Below are 15,685 nucleotides of genomic sequence, written 5' to 3'. Positions count from 1 at the left end.
TTCTTTTTCAAGGGCCTAGAGGGACTCATGGTCCTTCTATTGGCCGCCATGGTTGTCATGGTCTTTGGCAACGTCGTGCTGCGTTATCTCTTCGATACGGGCATCGACATTTCCGAAGAGCTGTCGCGCTTCTGCTTTGTCTGGTTGACCTTCATCGGCGCCGTGGTGGTTGGACGTGAGAACGCGCATCTGGGTGTCGAGACCCTGGTGGCCAAGCTCGGCGATAACGGCCGCAAGGTCTGCATGGTCCTGTCCGATATCTTCGTGATCGTCTGTTGTGCCGTTTTCTTCTGGGGAACCTGGCTGCAGGCAGAGATCAACGCCACAAACTACGCGCCCATCACTGAAATCTCCATGCTCTGGGTTTACGGCGTCGGCTACTTTACGAGCCTCGGCCTTGGGCTGATGGCCCTGTTCAGAATTCTGCGCGTGCTGACCGGTCGAATCAGCGAGCATGAGCTCCGGGCGTTCGCCGGTGACTACAGTGATGATGAAGCCCATGCCTTGAGGGAGCGTCTCGAGTGACGATCGTCGTTTTTCTCGTCTCCCTGCTTGGGGCCATGGCACTCGGCATGCCGATTGCCTTCACGCTCATCGTTTGCGCGCTGGCGCTCATGCTCTGGCTCGGCAACTTCGACAGCCAGATCGTGGCGCAGAACATGATCATCGGCGCGGACAACTTCCAGCTTCTGGCCGTTCCGTTCTTCCTGCTCGCCGGCGAGATTATGAATGTCGGCGGCTTGTCGAAGCGCATCGTCAATTTCGCCCTTGCGTGCCTGGGGCATATCCATGGCGGGCTTGGTTATGTCGCCATTGTCGCGGCACTGATTCTCGCCGCGCTGTCAGGCTCGGCTGCCGCGGATACGGCGGCGCTTGCCGCCATCCTGATCCCGATGATGCGCAATGCAGGCTATGATATCCCGCGCTCGGCCGGCCTCATCGCCGCTGGCGGTATCATTGCGCCGGTGATCCCGCCCTCCATTGGCTTCATCGTCTTCGGCGTTGCCGCCAATGTGTCGATTTCGCAGCTGTTCCTGGCAGGTGTTGCCCCTGGCGTGATGATGGGACTCTCTCTCGTCGCTGCGTGGTGGATTGTCAGCCGGCGAGACAAGCTGAAGACCACCCCTCGCACCAGCATGCGCGAGCGAGGGAAGGCGTTTGTCGATGGCTTTTTCGCTTTGCTAATGCCCGTGATGATCCTTGGCGGGATCAAATGGGGCATCGTTACGCCGACGGAAGCGGCCGTGCTGGCGGCAGTTTATGCGCTGATCATCGGCATGTTCGTTTATCGCGAACTGAAGCTGTCGATGCTCTATGGCATCTTCCTGACAGCCGCCAAGACGACGGCCGTGGTGATGTTCCTCGTGGCGGCAGCCCTGGTTTCCGCTTGGCTTATCACTCAGGCGAACATCCCAGGTGAAATCAGCGGTCTCATTCAGCCGCTCATGGGCAACAAGACCCTGCTCATGTTCGCCCTGATGTTCCTGGTCGTCATTGTCGGTACCGCCTTGGACTTCTCGCCGACGGTGCTGATCCTGACGCCGGTTCTCATGCCTATCGTCAAGCAGGCAGGGATCGATCCGGTCTATTTCGGCGTCCTGTTCATCATCAACAATGCGATCGGGCTGATTACGCCGCCGGTGGGCATCGTGCTCAATGTGGTGAGTGGCGTCGCCCGCGTCCCGATGGGAGCTGTGATCAAGGGGGTCAATCCCTTCCTGATCGCGCAGCTCATAGTGCTCGTCCTGCTCATCATCTTCCCGGATTTGGTGATGGTGCCCCTGTCATGGCTGCGGGGGCGGTGAGCAGAGGGGAAAGAAGAACCGAGAGAGGAAACCACCATGAAATCATTGAAACTCGCACTCGCCGCAGGCGTCGCCATGACGGTCCTGTCCGCAGTGCCGGCCGCTGCGCAGTTCACGGAGCGCAATATCCGCCTGTCGAATGGCGTGAATGAGGACCATCCCAACGGCAAGGGCGTCGAGAAGTTCAGAGCCTGTCTCGCCGACAAGTCCGGCGGCAAGCTGAAGGTCCAGGGCTTCTGGGGCAACGCTCTGGGTGGTGACCTCCAGGCGACGCAAGCGCTGCGTTCGGGTACGCAGGAGATGGTCGTCACCTCGAGTTCGCCGCTCATCGGCATCCTGCCTGATCTCGGCGTCTTCGATCTGCCGTTCCTTTTCGCCAACGAGAAGGAGGCCGACACCATCCTTGACGGTCCGTTCGGAAACTACATCAACGGCAAGCTCGAGACCGTCGGCCTCGTCAATCTGGCTTATTGGGAAAACGGCTTCCGCAATCTCACGAACTCCCGCCGCCCGGTGGAGAAGTGGGAGGACTTCAAGGGTCTGAAAGTCCGCGTCATGCAGAACAACGTGTTCCTCGACACGTTCAAGAACATGGGTGCGAACGCCGTGCCGATGGCCTTCGGCGAGGTGTTCACGGCTCTCGAGACCAAGGCCATCGACGGTCAGGAGAACCCGTTCGTGACCATCGACACCTCGAAGTTCTACGAGGTGCAGAAATATCTGTCGGTCACCCGCCACGCCTATACGCCGTTCCTGGTTCTCTACTCCAAGAAGCTGTGGGACGGGCTGTCGAAGGATGAGCAGGCGGCCCTGAAGGAATGCGCCGTTGTGGGCCGCGACGAGCAGCGCAAGGTCTCCCGCGAGCTGGGTCAGGCCTCGCTCGAGAAGATCAAGGGCGCTGGCGTCGTCGTCAACGAGCTCAACGAGCAGGAGGCGAACCGCATGCGCGAGCAGGCCAAGTCCGTATGGGAAAAGCACGCCTCCACCATCGGCCCGGAGACGGTGAAGATGATGCAGGATGAACTCGACAAGATGCGCAAAAAGTAAGGCATCCTGATCCGAGCCTCACGAGACTGCCCGGGGTGCTGACGCCCCGGGCAATTTGCCTGTCCTTTCCGTCTGTTCCCGGTCTTCGCTGCGCCGGGGTTTTTGAACGAAGTTTTTGACCGATGCAGATTCTCATTCTCGGGGCGGCCGGTATGGTTGGCCGCAAGCTCACCGAGCGGCTCATCAAGGAAGGCCAGCTGAACGGGCAGGCCATCACCCACATGGTGCTGCATGACGTGGTGGAGCCCCAGGCGCCAAAGGCCCCCTTCGAGATTTCAACACTCACCTCTGATTTCTCCCAACCGGGTGAGGCGGAGAAGCTCGTGGCAAGCCGGCCCGACGTCATCTTCCATCTCGCCGCCATCGTGTCCGGCGAGGCCGAAGCTGATCTGGAGAAGGGTTACCGGATCAACCTCGACGGAACACGCTATCTGTTCGATGCCATTCGTCATATTGGTGACGGCTATTGCCCGCGCCTCGTTTTCACATCGTCCATCGCCGTCTTTGGAGCTCCGTTCCCGGAGGCGATTGGTGATGAATTCTTCCTTACGCCGCTCACGAGCTACGGCACGCAAAAGGCCATCGGTGAGTTGCTTCTGGCTGATTACACAAGGCGCGGGTTCTTCGATGGCATCAGCATCCGTCTGCCGACGATCTGCGTCAGGCCGGGCAGGCCCAACAAGGCGGCCTCAGGCTTTTTCTCGAGCATCATTCGCGAGCCCTTGAGCGGGCAGGAGGCTGTGTTGCCAGTGCCGGAGGATGTGCGACATGCCCATGCGTCGCCGCGCTCCGCCGTTGGCTTCCTCATGCATGCGGCCACCATTGACACTGCGAAGATCGGTCCCCGGCGCAATCTGACGATGCCGAGCGTCTCGGTGACCGTAGCGGAGCAAATCGATGCTCTGCGGCGCATAGCAGGTGAGAAAGTGGCCGCGCGAATCCGCCGTGAGCCTGATCCGGACATCATGCGTATGGTGTCCGGATGGGCGCGCCGCTTCGACGCCAGTCGCGCCGAGAGCCTTGGCTTCCAGGCAGAGAAGAGTTTCGACGAAATCATCCGCCAGCACATTGAGGACGAGCTCGGCGGCAAGATCGCGAGCTGACGATTGCAGGGCGGCGCTATGATAAGCGCCGCCTCACTAGCGTATGCTCAGCAGTTGGTCTCCCGCTTTGTCGTCGTGCCCGTCACATCGGTCTGTTGCTCTGTGGTCGTCGAGCATCCGACGTTTCCTGTGGTGCCGACATCCCGATGTTCAATCGTGACATTCTGCTGATCCGGGCCGGAAGCCGCGCCGCCAACGGCACCGCCGACGCCGGCGCCGACCGCTGCTCCAACGGGGCCTCCAACTGCGGCGCCAGCCGCGCCTCCGGCCGCCGCTCCCGCTGCGGCACCTCCAGTCTCAGCCAGGGCCAGCGTCGGGAATATCAAGGTCGCTGCAACAAGAGTGGTCTTCATGCTGATACGCATCGGTGCTTCTCCATGTAAGCCAATCGCGGATTGCGTGTCCTGCTCACTTAACGGCGGTTGCACACCGGGCGTTTCAGCTTGGCCTGTCCGATGCAGTCAGTGATTCTGACCTCCGACGGGAAAGCTCTCGGGCCCATCATGATGGAAAAGGGTCTTGAGCCCTGATCATGGGCATCTCGGCGGGCTCTACCGGCCTCTAATGCCATCAACTAAGGTTGTTGACGTGTTTTTGCGACATTTGCCTTGTGGAAACACGATTCTGACAACTTGGAACTTTGTTCCCAAGCACTATGCAGATAATGCTATTCAGTATGTGCATGGCCTCGAAAGGAGTTTCCAGTGGCAAAAGCAGCAACGAAGAAAGCCCCGGCCCGCAAGGCCGCAGCTACAAAGACCGCAGCAAAGAAGACCACCGCCAAGACGGCTGCTAAGGCCGTTGCCAAGAAGCCCGCTAAGGCAGCCGCCTCCAAGACCACGGCGAAGGCAGCCGTGAAGAAGCCTGCCAAGGGTCCGGCAACAACGAACGGTATCCTGACGCTGCGTCACATCGCAGAGGCGCTGTCCGAAGCCCACGAGCTTCCGAAGCGCCAGGTGAACGAGATGATGACCCAGGTCATCGACTTCATCGCCAAGAGCCTAAAGAAGGGTGAGAAGATCCGCCTCTCCGGCCTCGGCATCCTGCAGGTTCGCAAGCGCGCCGCTCGCATGGGCCGCAACCCGCAAACCGGCGAGCCCGTGAAGATCAAGGCTTCGAAGAAGATCGCCTTCCGCGCTGCGAAGGATCTCAAGGAATCCATCTAAGCCTCAAGGCAGCGGTGTAGCGCGTTGTGCCGCACCGCTGCCGCCGTTCCGAGTCGTTCCCTGGACGCACTTTCCTGCTGGCGGGCGGCCCAGGTCGGCAATAATTCCTGCTGATCACCTAGACGAAATGCGCTAGTTTTTTGGCTTGAAGGTCTATGGCCTCGAAGCTTCAGGCGGATTCTAAAAGCTCTGATCTCCAGGGCTACAGCACTTCCAAGCCAGTCTCGATACTCCTTCGGCCTCTGAATTCATCCTTAAATCTTAAGCTCGTTCGACACGGCTCTCTAAGAATGAGCCGCCTGACACCTGCTGAATGAATCGTGCTATATTGCGCCGCAACGGGGTCGCAGCGGATGCCACAGCACGTCCCAACGGCGCAATTGGCAAGTACGGCTGAGAGACGGCAAGTCACTGCGCTCGCCTACGATCTCGTCGGCTCGACCCAGCTCGCCGAGCGGCTCGATCCGGAGGACATGCACGAACTCCTCCAGGGCTTCCACCGAATGTGCACTGCCGCGGTTGAGGAGTTTGGGGGCAAGGTCAACCGGTACATTGGCGATGGCGGGATGGCCTATTTCGGCTATCCCACGGCTTATGAGAATGCGGCCGAACGGGCTATCCAGGCAGGCCTCGCCATCATAGAAAGATGCACTCATCTCAGCCCTGTAGGAGATGGCGGCAGGGTCGCATTGAGCGTGCGTGTCGGCATCGCCACGAGCAGGGTCGTGGCAGGCGATATGGCGGGGGATCGGGGCTTCGGGACCGATGAGGTCGTTGGCATCGCGCCCCATCTTGCCGCCCGCCTTCAGAATGCGGCAGCACCGAACTCCGTTCTTGTCAGCGAAGCGACGCGTCGGCTCGTCGGCGCCATGTTCCGCTTCGGTCAGCGCCAGGAGTTGCAGCTGGCCGGTTTCTCTCAGTTGCAGCAGGCCTGGACGGTCCTGCGTGCTCGGCGGCCGCAAACGCGTTTCGAGGGGTTTCATTCACGGGGCGACACGCCCTTTCTCGGCAGGGGGGCCGAACTCGCAGCCATATCGCAACGATGGCAATGCGTGCAGAACGGGCAGGGGCAGACTATTCTCCTCGCTGGTGATCCTGGCATCGGAAAATCACGTGTCGCAGCCGAGGTCCGCGTGAGCTTGGGCCACGATGCCACCTTCGTTTTCAGCTTCCAATGTTCGCCCCTCCATGTGTCGACACCGCTCCATCCCGTTAAGACCTTTCTCGAACGGGCCTTGCTGATGCGCACGGGACGGCTTCATCATCTTCCAAAGGAGAGGCTGAACCGCCTTCTTAATCTCCCGGTTCCTCCCATGTCGAATGCAGCCCCCATCCTCATGGGGGTTATTTTCCCGCTTCAGGAGGAGAGGGGGGAGGTCGGGCTGCAGGACAAAGCGGAGCAGATCAAGGAAGAGACCTTTACGGTTCTGATCGAGATCATCGCGCGCCTGACCGCTCGAGGCCCTCTCGTGATCATCGTCGAGGATGTGCAGTGGATAGATCCGAGTTCGCTGGAGCTGCTGGACCGACTGATTTCCCGAATCGTGGACCTGCCCGTTTTCCTGATCGCGACAGCGCGTCCAACCTTTACCGCTCTTGAACCATCAGACGCACGGCATCTGATGAGAATTGAGCTCTCGCCCTTGGCGGAACAGGAGGCCACTGCTCTTGTCAGGTACATCGCCGGTTCATCCCATGTTCCGGATGCCGAACTAAAGCACATTATCGACCGCTCCGAGGGTAATCCCTTCTTCCTGGAAGAGTTGACACGAACGTTTTTGGAGCAGCAGGCGGCGAAGGAACAGCAGCCGGGTCCCGGGCAAACAAGCGAATTGCCCATATCGCTGATGGATGTGCTGGCAGCGCGCCTCGATCAGTCCGGGTCCGGCAAGCAGCTTGCACAAGTGGCAAGCGCGATCGGACGAAGGTTTCCGCGCAATCTGCTCCAGGAGGCGACGCAGCTCGATGAAGAGGAGCTCAATGCCGGTCTCACCCGGTTGTACGAACGCGGTGTGATCGCTCCCGAGCACGACGTGCCAGAGCATTCCTACAGCTTCAGGCATGCTCTCCTGCAGCAATGCGCCTATGACAGCATGGTGAAGGCTACTCGTCGGAGAATCCACCGACGGTTGGCCCATCTTCTGGAAGCGGCCGCCGCCGAGCCAGAAATCCTTGCGCGTCATTTCACCGAGGCCGGCATGCCCCGCGAGGCTATCGTTCAGCTCCGGCTCGCCGGTCAACGTGCCGCGTTACGGTCCGCTAATCTCGAGGCCATCAGTCTGCTGAGACGGGCTCTCGCCCTCTGCACCGATCTTGAGCCGGGAGAGGGACGGGACGAGATCGAACTCGACATCTGCCTTGCTCTCGGGCCGCTCCTGATTTCCAGTGTTGGCCCTGGCGCCGATGAGGTCCAGGAGCTTTATCGACAGGCCATTGCTCTTTCAGACGGTCTTCCGACCGATCAACGTCGCTTCACGGCATATTGGGGATGGTGGCGCACGTCTCCGGATTTCAAAGCCATGCACGAGCGCGCTGATCAACTCTCGGCCATCGTCCAGGATCTTGCGGATCCTCATCTGGCTCTGCAGGCTCATCACTGCCAATGGGCGACGCTCTTCATGCTGGGGGAGCAGGAAAAATGCTGCGAGCATATCAAGGAAGGGCTTGCCCTGTATGATGCAGTGGAACACCGGCACGACGCCATTCTCTATGGCGGCCATGATCCGAAGGTCTGTGGTTTAGGCGAACAGGCGCTGTCCCTTTGGCTGCAGGGGTTCCCCAGACGTTCTCTGGCCATCATCAAAGCCTGTGCCCGCCACGCTGCAATGCTCGATCATCTTGGCAGCAAGACCCATTTCGAAGAGGCTGAAATCAATCTCCTTCATTATCGCCGTGACGTGGAGTCCGTGAGGAACCGGGCTTTGCGCATGTATCATTTCGCGGAGAAATTGAGCTTCCGGGACATTGCTGCGAAGGCAGAGATCTTCGGTGGATGGGCGGCATCGCTGAGCGGCGCTCTTACCGAAGGCATTGCGTCGATCGAGCGTGGTCTCGAGACCCAGAGGATCATCGGCACGCAGGAGGATTTCCCCGCCTACCTGGAGATGCTTGCCGAAGCCTATGAACTTGCAGGCGAATTTTCTCACGGACTTGAGGTGATCGAGGAAGCCATCAGCATCGCGTCTGACACCGGCTTGCGCTACTGGATCGCGGAAATTCTGCGACGGAAGGGCGATCTTCTCACCTCTTTAGGCCGCGGGGAGGAGGCTCTTCGCTGTTATGACGAGGCTATCGCGGCTGCAGAATCCCAGAATGCGAACGCCCTTCTCCTGCGTGCCGCGACCAGCCGGGCGGCTGTTCTCGCAGATACAGACCTGAGAGGGCCGGGCGTTTCACAGTTAGAAACTGCTCTTGCGAGAATACCCGAGGCAACGGCGACACGGGATAAAGCCGTGGCGATGGAACTTCTTGGCCGGCTGCGGAGAATTGCATGAGCAAGACCTTCGCCGCGACAGCCAACGAGACCGAATGTCCTTCGAGCGAGGCGGCGCTGTCGAAAGCCTATCGGTCAGGAACACATCGCGCAGTCGAGCCAAGGGAGACCTTGGACCGGTTGCGTCCCTTCTTCGGAGCATTCGGCATCACCCGCATTGCGGATATCACGGGCCTCGATTCCATCGGGCTTCCCGTCGCCGTCGCTATTCGTCCTGGTTCACGCTCGAATATCACCTTCCAGGGCAAGGGATTGGATCGAACAGCCGCGAAAGTCTCCGCGGTCATGGAAGCGATTGAGACCCGTTGCGCGGAGCGCACGCATGGGCCTCTGGTCTGGGCCTGTGCAAGTGAGATGCAGCAGGCAGGTCGACAGACCGTGGATTTCAGTCGTCTCAGCTTCCGCATGGGGGCACGCTTCTCGGCGGGAACCCGCATTCTCTGGTTCGAGGGGCAGCACTTGGCCGGTGGAAGGAGCTGTTGGCTGCCGTTCGAGTGCGTTCACACCAATTTCACCCTTCCGGCGCCCGCCGGCAGTGGTTACTTCGTGGCGAGCACGAATGGCCTCGCATCGGGAAATGATCGCCGTGAAGCGCTTGTCCATGGCCTCTGCGAGCTGATCGAGCGTGATGCACAGGTTCTCTTCTCACTTGATTTGAACGGTATCGACAGTCGGCGCCTCGATCTCACATCGGTTGACGATCCGGACGCAGCGGCTGTGTTGTCGCAGATCGCGGGGAGGGGTTTCGTCGTAGCCGTATGGGATCTGACCTCGGATATCGGCATCGCCGCCTTCAAGTGCCACATCATGGAGCGGCATGGTGGCCCAGGCCTCATGCCATTGCCTGCCGAAGGACATGGGTGTCACCCCGACAAGGGGATCGCGCTCCTGCGAGCGGTTCTCGAAGCTGTCCAATCCCGCGCCACGATCATTGCGGGTAGCCGGGACGACGTGGGGCCTGCTCTCTATGAACGGTTTGATGATATGACGGATCTGGCCCGCTGGCGTGAACGCCTTGGCTCGGATGCGGCAGCCTGCAGATTTGACGATGTTCCCCATGCCTATCACGCGACTGTGGACGAGGACATCGAACACATCGTGGAGCGCCTCCGGAGAGCAGGGCTCAATGATGTGATAGTTTCCGACCTTCAACCAGACAATTCCATTCCAGCCGCCGTCGTCCGCGTCGTAGTGCCGGGTCTTGAGGGGCTGCTTGGCCTTGAGGTCGCCCTGGGACGCCGCGCCCGTGCTCAGATGGAGCGGGTCTCATGAGGGTAGTTGTGTTCTGCGGCCCGACCATCTCCGCTGCTGAGGTCCGTGAAAAGATTGATGCGATCTGCCTGCCACCTGCCAAGCATGGCGATATTCTGCGGGCCGTCGAAATGTCCCCGAAACCCCGCGTGATTGCGATCATCGATGGATCCTTCCGAACTGTTCCGGCCGTGCGGCACAAGGAAATTCTCTGGGCCCTGCATCAGGGCGTTCACGTTTTCGGTGCCGCCAGCATGGGCGCCTTACGCGCAGCGGAACTCTGCGCGCTTGGAATGGTGGGTATCGGCTCCATCTTCGCTGACTACCATTCGGGCCTGATCGAGGATGATGACGAAGTGGCCGTGGAGCATGGACCGGCCGGGCTCGGTTTTCTGCCGCTCAGCGAAGCGATGGTCGACATTCGGGCTACGCTCGAGGCTGCGCTTCATGATGGTGTCATCGGTCAAAAGACAAAGGACCACCTCAACGATATGGCGAAGCAGTTGTTCTATGCGGATCGGCGCTGGTCAGATCTCATCAGCCGATCTCGAATCTCGGAACTCGACAGCACAGAACTCGATGCCCTCGAAGTGTGGCTGCCGACGGGTCGAGTCAGTCGCAAGCATAGTGATGCGCTGGAGATGCTGGCCGTAATCCGCGATTTCATCGCAATCGATCCTTCCGCCTTCGAGGCAAGATTCACATTCGAGCGAACGGAGGTCTGGGACCTTGATTACGAGGCGGCGCACGGCTTGCCGCAAGTTATCGGAAGCGGGACCGATGCGCTTCTCGTCCAGGACATCCTCGACGAACTTCGATTGGTGCCTACGGATTACACCCGCGTGCTGCGGGAGGCATTGAACCGTCTCCTCTCTATTCGCGAAGCGCGACGTCGGAGGAACGGGGCGGAGCCGGACGAAAAGGAGAAGGTGCTCCGAGCATGGCTTCGCGAGTGCGGAATGGGTCTGGAGGAGGCTCTTGAACAAAGTCGGATCAGTCGTGAGGAGTTGGATACATTTCTGGAGGAGGAAGTGCTCGTTCGCTGGACTGCCGCAGCGTTCGGAGATGTTGCACAGAACCAGCTCATCGGCACATTGCGCTCTCATGGCTGGCTAGCTCGTCTTATCGAGCGTGCCGAGGCCAAGCAGCGCGCTCTCCGTGACATGGGAAAGGAGGCAACGACAACGCAGACAGGCAATATCTCTCCGGCCGCTTTGGTCGGCTGGTTCTGGCGTCTGGCATATCCCGGACAGATACAAACGATGTCGTCAGAGGCACTTGCACAAAGGATGGGTTTCGCTGATGTCTCTGATATGAGCAAAGCACTCCTTCGGGAGTATCTCTTCCGCGAACACTGCGAGAAACAAGGTATTTCCACGAGGACTCATGGCTTGACTGAAGGATAGTCCTCACCTGTCATAAGCTGGCAGCAGGAGAGGCGCCGATGACCAATCTGGTCGAGGTTACCGAGGAACGGCCTATCCCTAGTACGGGAACCTATAACCCCTCGAGAATTATGCTGTACGGCGTTCGTTTGGTTCGTCTTCAGCTGCAAACCGAATCGGTCGTGTGCATTCCGCTGAATAATGCTCGAAGGCTCGCCCTGATCTATGGATTTTGTTATCAGGGCCACTGCTACTCTCTGCCCGAACCTGTCATTGTTCTGGTCAATGGACCAGGTGTAGAGGCTCAAGGATGTGGGTGGGATCCTGCTCATTACCGATGCTGGGAGGTCGATAAGCTTAGCCACACTATCCAGCTGCAGGCGCAAAGCGACACATTTGAGGAACTCATCCTCAACCGCAACATCAATGCCAACAAACAGCCGGTTGCCTATTCGATTGCGCACCAGATGAGCCACCGGGGCGGTAAGTTGACGGAATAATCTGAGGAGGGGTTGCGATGGTGACGGCTCTCGGCGGCTTCTCCGGTGAACTGGACGACAGTCTCCAGATCAAGGAGGCCATTGCATTCGTTCCAACCGACGAGGACGGGCTGACCGCGAAGAGTTTTCGGGTCCGGATTCTTGACTTGGGCCGTACGGGCCAGAGCGCAAAGGTGGCGGCCATTGTCCAGACCGCCCCGGGCATCCTTGCGCGCAATATATATCCGCACTTCGATGACCTATGGGATGTATTGAAGAATCCAAATCTGTCCAACCAGATTATTGAAGGGGAGGTAAAGCAGGTTGATGTTCCCCTCGATGCATGTCTCCCGGAAATCGAGCACTGCCCGGATGGCGAAGCCTCTCGACGGCTTCCTATCGAACCTCCCGTTCCGTCCGTCGGCTTCATCGTCAAAGTGTCCATCACATTCAAGGACGACTTCAAGCCTGGAATGACCATCACCGGGTTGGTTGCTCTTGATGATGAGGAACCAGCATCAAAGGCGTGAGCGAGATCAGCCGCTCACATCAATTCCTCTCCATTGAAAGATTGCCCGGATTTCGTCGAGGTGACGCTCTCCCGCGATTGTCCGACAGGCATTCATGAGTGCTGCTCCGAACGTCTCAAACGTCAATTGATCGGGCGACATCGCCTGCCAGGCTGAGACGAGGCAGTATCCGAAGATATCGCGCGCTTCCATAAGAGCGGCCTTGAAAGCAAAGTGGCGGTTTTCGTAGCGGCGAGCAAAGGTTTCTGAGACCTGATCGGCCCATTGTTCATGGGTCTTCGTATCAAAGGCCCGTGTCCATAGATCCGGCGGGATGAGCCCACGGTACTCGAGTTCCGCCGCATACAGATAAACGATGATATCGAAACATGCTCCGGTGAGAGGACGCGACAGGTCGTGGGGTTCCGGAGATACCTCCCACATTTTTGCATTATTGCTCGCGATCCGGATCTGCTTCGTCTCCGAAATCTCAGCCAGGCGGTTGAGTTCGTTGAGCGTATAGATATTGCCTCGGCAGGAACGCAGCAGCCTGTCGAGAACGGAGTCGAAGTGCAGGAGGCCAATCAGGGCAGTAACATCGGCGCAGGCCTCATGAAAAGCGCGGAACGCGAGTGGCATCTTGCCGCTTGTCGGGAACCCCACCAGTGAGAAGATAATGGTATGCCCTATCTCGTGAGCGATGACATCGAAGTTGAGCCCATAGGGGTGGATCACCCCTTCGGTCGAGGAGAAGCGGCCAAACTCGACATAGCCATAGCCGGATTGAGCGTTGTCCCAATGGATCAAGGGAATGATCTCAAGGCGCGGATAGTCGAGACGGAACGGCCATTCGATCCTTCGACCGAGATAGCTTTCGAAGATGTCGAGGACACGGCGCACAGAGCCGTACATGTGAACCGCGAGAAACTCGCGGGAGTCGGGAGCAAAGTGGGCGAAGTGGCCATTCCCATCCGGCTCGACTGGCGCACGCGTGGGGCCATCGTAGGGGGGGAGATAGGGAAATGCGTATGGCTCATCCTTATCGATGGCATCGATGACATACATGCGATCATCTGACGGCCCCGGTGCAATGCTCCCGGCAGGTGGCGACAGCCAGACGATCTCAGGTTCGGCAAACCCAGCGAGAAAAGGTGCCTGCGGGAAGAGACGTACGCGTGTCCCGAATTCACGGTCTCGGTCAGCGTAGTAAAGCACCATAGCAAACTCGAGGTCGGCAGGTTTCGATCGATTGCGACAGAGTGGTCCCAAATCGCCGAACATGCAACTGCTGCGGTTCTGATCACATCCAACAGCCGGACGATATTCCTTGTATGGTTGCGTTAGAGGGCCGCCTTCGACACATGCCGGGATATTCATCTGCAAGTCCCCCTTCGGACGGCTACGCATTGCCCCCGACATGCCTGCTCCCGAACCTTCCGAGACTGTGAGATAGGTCACAGACCCTCACTCGCCGCAGGATCATACTGAAAGGGTTCTCCAGCAGGGGAGGTCCATCATGACCCATATTGCGATACGCCTGCGCCTCCTAGCGCGCATTCGTCTCCTGACCACCACCGCAGCGGCAGCGCTTATGGTTGCGACATCGGCCGCGGCTTGCCCTCTTGGCGATCACAATTCTCCGAGAGTGAAACTCCTCCACAGAATGACCCATGCAGGGCAATCGTTAGCAGTAGCGGGAGTGCAGATCGCGCAAGCCGACCATCAGACTCATCCTCAGCCTCCAGCACGCAATGAACTTGGAGCCTATAGTCGTGACCTTCCGAAAGGAGCGGCGGCACCAAGCGCCGAGGCTCGCCCGCCCATTTATGAAAACCTTGGCCGGGTCACATGGTCTGCCGTTGCTCCATCAGAACAGGATGCGCGAGCCTATTTCGATCAGGGCTATCGTCTTGGCTGGGGCTTCAACCATGCGGAAGCCGCCCGTGCATTCCGGGCGGCACAGGAACTCGATCCGAATTGCGCCATGTGCCTCTGGGGAGAGGCCTGGGTGCTTGGACCGCACATCAACTACCCCATGGATGCCGATGCCAATGCCCGTGCGCTTGTCGTGCTCGAACAGGCCAGGCGTCTTGCTCCCGCCGGCGAATTGCCGATTGCTCTTATCGATGCCCTCTCGCGGCGGCACTCCTCCGATCCAAACGCAGACCGCAAGGCACTGGATCAGGCCTATGCCGATGCGATGGAGGCCGTGCAAGCACGCTTCCCGGAGGATCCGCACGTCGCGCTCCTGACCGCCGACGCGCTCATGAATCTCAGCCCCTGGGATTACTGGACGGATGGTGGGCGTACGCCGAAGGGAAAGACCGCACGCATGATCGAGCTTATCGAAGGTGTGCTCGGTGACAGAGAGGTGGGGTCCCTTAAGGCAGATCCAGACCACCCCGGGGCTGTCCACCTCTACATCCATGCCGTCGAAGCCTCCGACAGGCCGGAACGCGCCGCGAGTCATGCGGCCCGACTGGCGGCCTTGATGCCCGGAGCCGGGCACCTCGTGCATATGCCGAGCCATATCTGGTATCGCCTTGGTCGCTGGCGCGAGAGCCTGGACGCGAATGTGCAGGCGGCCGCCGTCGACGAAGCGCAGCTCAAGCAAGGTGGCGCAAGCCTGCTCTATTCGGAAGGCTACTACGCCCATAACGTTCACTTCGTGATGGCCTCGGCCCTCATGGGAGGCGATGGCGGGACCGCCGTCGCGGCGGCTGAGAAGCTCGCCGGTCTCGTATCGGACCGCACCAAGCGCGAAGTGCCTTGGACACAGCCTATTGCGGCCGCGCCTTATACGACCCATGCGCGCTTCTCGGAGCCTGAGAAAGTGCTTTCTCTGCCGGCACCGGATGCGAGTTTCCCGTTCGTGCTGGCCTCCTGGCATTACGCCCGCGGCGTGGCGCTGGCGCGGCTTGGACGGGAGGAAGATGCCCGCGCAGAAGCAGTGGCCATTGCAGAGCTGGCGCGCGCACCTGAGATTACGGCAATGCCGGATGTCGGTGTGCCGGGCCCGAGCGTGCTCGCCATTGCTGGGAAGGTGATTGAGGCGCGGATTGCGCAGGCCAAAGGCGATCACGCGCAAGCTGCTGCGCACTTCGCAGAGGCGACCGAGATCCAGGATCAACTGCCCTACATGGAGCCGCCGTTCTGGTATTACCCGGTGCACCAGTCGCTCGGAGCAGCCTTGCTGCAGGAGGGAAAAGTAGAGGACGCGGAAGCTGCCTTCCGGGTCGCGCTGCAGCGCTCGCCCAACAATGGCTGGGCAGCTGCGGGGCTGCTTCAAGCAGCCGAGAAGCGCGGTGACGATGCGGTTGCCGAGGAGGCGAGGGCGCTCATGAAGAAGAATTGGTTCGGCGGAGACACTCCTTCGCTCGATCGTCTCTGATCTCGCTTCCCGCGATTTTGGACCGGAGCATCATTTGCCTCCGGTCCATAATATTT

Annotated in this window: 13 protein-coding genes; 11 read left to right on the top strand and 2 right to left on the bottom strand. The window is 59.6% G+C overall.

Features of this window, described 5'->3' with window-relative positions; all coding sequences use genetic code 11:
* Nucleotides 1-27: 27 nt before the first annotated feature.
* From ACUXUR_RS16770 to denD, 4 genes are all read left to right on the top strand, one after another.
* Complete coding sequence (locus tag ACUXUR_RS16770) at nucleotides 28-525, top strand: TRAP transporter small permease (RefSeq protein WP_445503493.1); 498 nt, start codon at nucleotides 28-30, stop codon at nucleotides 523-525.
* Nucleotides 522-1,805 carry a TRAP transporter large permease subunit gene (locus ACUXUR_RS16765; RefSeq protein WP_445503492.1) on the top strand — a complete coding sequence of 428 codons (1,284 nt, stop codon included), beginning with the start codon at nucleotides 522-524 and terminating at the stop codon, nucleotides 1,803-1,805. Before ACUXUR_RS16770 ends, ACUXUR_RS16765 begins: the two co-directional genes overlap by 4 nt.
* Nucleotides 1,806-1,841: 36 nt before the next feature.
* On the top strand, nucleotides 1,842-2,852 hold the full coding sequence (locus ACUXUR_RS16760; protein WP_445503491.1) for a TRAP transporter substrate-binding protein: 1,011 nt from the start codon (nucleotides 1,842-1,844) through the stop codon (nucleotides 2,850-2,852).
* Between the two features lie 122 nt (nucleotides 2,853-2,974).
* Nucleotides 2,975-3,955 carry a D-erythronate dehydrogenase gene (gene denD / locus ACUXUR_RS16755; RefSeq protein ID WP_445503490.1) on the top strand — a complete coding sequence of 327 codons (981 nt, stop codon included), beginning with the start codon at nucleotides 2,975-2,977 and terminating at the stop codon, nucleotides 3,953-3,955.
* Nucleotides 3,956-4,002: 47 nt separating this feature from the next.
* Here the strand turns inward: denD and ACUXUR_RS16750 are convergent, their stop codons facing one another.
* Nucleotides 4,003-4,320 (bottom strand): hypothetical protein, encoded by a 318-nt coding sequence (locus tag ACUXUR_RS16750; RefSeq protein WP_445503489.1) that lies wholly within the window; start codon nucleotides 4,318-4,320, stop codon nucleotides 4,003-4,005.
* Between the two features lie 339 nt (nucleotides 4,321-4,659).
* On the opposite strand from ACUXUR_RS16750, the gene ACUXUR_RS16745 reads away from it, so the two are divergent.
* From ACUXUR_RS16745 to ACUXUR_RS16720, 6 genes are all read left to right on the top strand, one after another.
* Nucleotides 4,660-5,121 (top strand): HU family DNA-binding protein, encoded by a 462-nt coding sequence (locus ACUXUR_RS16745; protein ID WP_445503488.1) that lies wholly within the window; start codon nucleotides 4,660-4,662, stop codon nucleotides 5,119-5,121.
* A 353-nt stretch (nucleotides 5,122-5,474) separates the two neighbouring features.
* A complete protein-coding gene (locus ACUXUR_RS16740; RefSeq protein WP_445503487.1) occupies nucleotides 5,475-8,615 on the top strand; it encodes an ATP-binding protein in 3,141 nt (1,046 codons plus the stop codon).
* The gene (locus ACUXUR_RS16735; RefSeq protein WP_445503486.1) at nucleotides 8,612-9,886 is read left to right on the top strand and encodes a YcaO-like family protein; all 1,275 of its coding nucleotides are present in this window, start codon (nucleotides 8,612-8,614) and stop codon (nucleotides 9,884-9,886) included. The genes ACUXUR_RS16740 and ACUXUR_RS16735 overlap by 4 nt, the downstream gene beginning before the upstream one ends.
* Nucleotides 9,883-11,271 carry a TfuA-like protein gene (locus ACUXUR_RS16730; protein WP_445503485.1) on the top strand — a complete coding sequence of 463 codons (1,389 nt, stop codon included), beginning with the start codon at nucleotides 9,883-9,885 and terminating at the stop codon, nucleotides 11,269-11,271. Before ACUXUR_RS16735 ends, ACUXUR_RS16730 begins: the two co-directional genes overlap by 4 nt.
* 38 nt (nucleotides 11,272-11,309) lie before the next feature.
* Nucleotides 11,310-11,750 (top strand): hypothetical protein, encoded by a 441-nt coding sequence (locus ACUXUR_RS16725; protein ID WP_445503484.1) that lies wholly within the window; start codon nucleotides 11,310-11,312, stop codon nucleotides 11,748-11,750.
* A 17-nt stretch (nucleotides 11,751-11,767) separates the two neighbouring features.
* Nucleotides 11,768-12,259 carry a hypothetical protein gene (locus tag ACUXUR_RS16720; RefSeq protein ID WP_445503483.1) on the top strand — a complete coding sequence of 164 codons (492 nt, stop codon included), beginning with the start codon at nucleotides 11,768-11,770 and terminating at the stop codon, nucleotides 12,257-12,259.
* 6 nt (nucleotides 12,260-12,265) lie between these two features.
* Here ACUXUR_RS16720 and ACUXUR_RS16715 read toward each other — a convergent pair whose 3' ends face one another.
* Entirely contained in the window at nucleotides 12,266-13,615 is a 1,350-nt protein-coding gene (locus tag ACUXUR_RS16715) for a gluzincin family metallopeptidase (RefSeq protein ID WP_445503482.1), read from the bottom strand.
* Nucleotides 13,616-13,754: 139 nt separating this feature from the next.
* Between ACUXUR_RS16715 and ACUXUR_RS16710 the strand changes: the two genes are divergently transcribed.
* The gene (locus tag ACUXUR_RS16710; RefSeq protein WP_445503481.1) at nucleotides 13,755-15,629 is read left to right on the top strand and encodes a hypothetical protein; all 1,875 of its coding nucleotides are present in this window, start codon (nucleotides 13,755-13,757) and stop codon (nucleotides 15,627-15,629) included.
* The last annotated feature ends 56 nt before the right edge of the window (nucleotides 15,630-15,685 follow it).

Source organism: Microvirga medicaginis (genome assembly GCF_052658925.1).
This window is presented reverse-complemented; position numbering and strand designations above follow the sequence as displayed.